The 1,891-nt window shown below is 40.7% G+C and carries 1 protein-coding gene; it reads left to right on the forward strand.

Annotated features, from left to right (window positions below):
• Window positions 1–279: 279 nt before the first annotated feature.
• On the forward strand, window positions 280–1,659 hold the full coding sequence (locus F6K40_RS39980; protein WP_293145813.1) for an oligosaccharide flippase family protein: 1,380 nt from the start codon (window positions 280–282) through the stop codon (window positions 1,657–1,659).
• The last annotated feature ends 232 nt before the right edge of the window (window positions 1,660–1,891 follow it).

Consider the following 1,891-nt stretch of genomic DNA (forward strand, 5'->3'; position numbering starts at 1 on the left):
ACGGGCGAACGGCCGTTCGCCCCTACGACTCCTTTTACTCCTAACTCCTAACTCCTAACTCCTAACTCCTAACTCCTAACTCCTAACTCCTAACTCCTAACTCCTAACTCCTAACTCCTCCCTAATTATTTATACTAATTATCAGGACATGATATTACTCCTGTACGGGCGAACGGCCGTTCGCCCCTACGACTCCTTTTACTCCTAACTCCTAACTCCTGACTCCTAACTCCTAACTCCTCCCTAATTATTTATAACTATTCAACTGGACATGATATTATGACTCAAACCTCACTATCAGGAAATTCAGACAGTTTCAACTTCAGCGCTCTAGTTAAAGATGTTAAAGTAGTCTTGATTCTTAAATTAACAGGGTTATTGCTCGTCTACTTAGTTAAAGTATTTCTTGCGCGATGGATGGGCAAAACCGAGTACGGAATTTATGAATATGTCATTTCTTGGTCATTACTTTTGGCAATTCCAGCAGGATTGGGTTTCCCTAGCACAGTATTGCGCTTAATTTCAGAATACCGAGTTAAGCAAGATTGGGCGCGTTTAGGTGGTATCATCCGTGGCAGCTTATTGCTAACCATATTAGCTAGTATCTTCTTGTGCTTAGTCTCTACTGCTCTAATTTTATTGCTCGATCATTATTACAGCTTTGCCTACACAAAACCACTTCTCATCGGCATTTGGTTGGTGCCACTGCAAGCTTTAGTCCAGTTATTTTTGGAAACAGCTAGAGGAATGAAAGATTTCACTTTGGCATACGCACCCTCCCTAGTAATATCGCCAATATTATTGTTGTCAGGAGGATTGTTTTTTTTGCAAAGAAACCACGCACTCCGCAGCATCACAACAATAGAAATGGCAATGGTAATGTTAGCGATCGCTCTATCATTCCAGTTATGGTTATTGTGGGGGAAATTGAATAGAGAAGTTGAGCAGACTACTCCCATCTATAACTACCAAGAATGGATCAGAATTGCCCTAGTTTTGTTATTACAGGCAGGATTTACCGAGATTTTGAATCAAACAGATATTGTAATGGTGGGTTCGGTGATTGGAGCAGAAGATGCAGGGATTTACAGTGCAGCAGTGAAAACTGCTCAATGGGTAGCTTTCGCTTTGCAAACTGTTAATATTGTAGTCGCTCCTGCTTTTACTACCCTTTATCTGCAAGGCGATCGCCAGGAGTTACAAAAGTTGGTCTTTAAAGTGACTGTCTGGATCTTCTGGTTTTCCCTAGCTGTTGGTACTATTTTGATTATTTTTGCTCAACCTGTGATGGGACTTTTTGGCTCAGATTTTGTCGCTGCTCACTGGCAGTTAAAGATATTGGTTTTAGGACGAGTGGTGGATTCTTTATGTGGATCTGTGGGTACTTTGTTGATAATGACGGGTTATCAAAATAAAATGGTTTTTATTACTGGTTATGCTGCTTTAATTAATATTATTTTGAATGCAGTATTAATTCCTATATTTGGTTCTATTGGGGCAGCGATCGCTACTAGCTTGACTATAGCTATGTGGAATGTATGGGTTGGTTTGGTTGTGATCAAGAATTTGGGGATTTACCCTTCGGTTTTTTATGGTTTCTTGGGCAGGAAAGGCAATCGCGCACTAGATTCTTCCCCTGGAAATAACTCCTCAAATTAGTCTGTTTCTTGCCAGTAATATCATGTCCGGTTGAATAGTTAGGATTTTAGGCTGAGTATGGCAGAAAAATTGTCCCTATGAGGTAGCGATCGCTAAAAAGGAATATGTTCTTTTTTTTCCCCTTCAAAGGGGAGGCTTTATAGAAGCCATTTGGTATCTCGGGAAAGTGAGGCTTTTTGGCAAAGGAGTCAGGAGTCAGGAGTCAGGAGATGGAGAAATAAAATAGGGGAAA

Source organism: Okeania sp. SIO3I5, assembly GCF_010672085.1.
Lineage (GTDB): Bacteria > Cyanobacteriota > Cyanobacteriia > Cyanobacteriales > Microcoleaceae > Trichodesmium.

Excerpts from the sequence above, each read along its gene's own strand:
- F6K40_RS39980 (WP_293145813.1), top strand. The coding sequence starts at position 280 with ATGACTCAAACCTCACTATCAGGAAATTCAGACAGTTTCAACTTCAGC.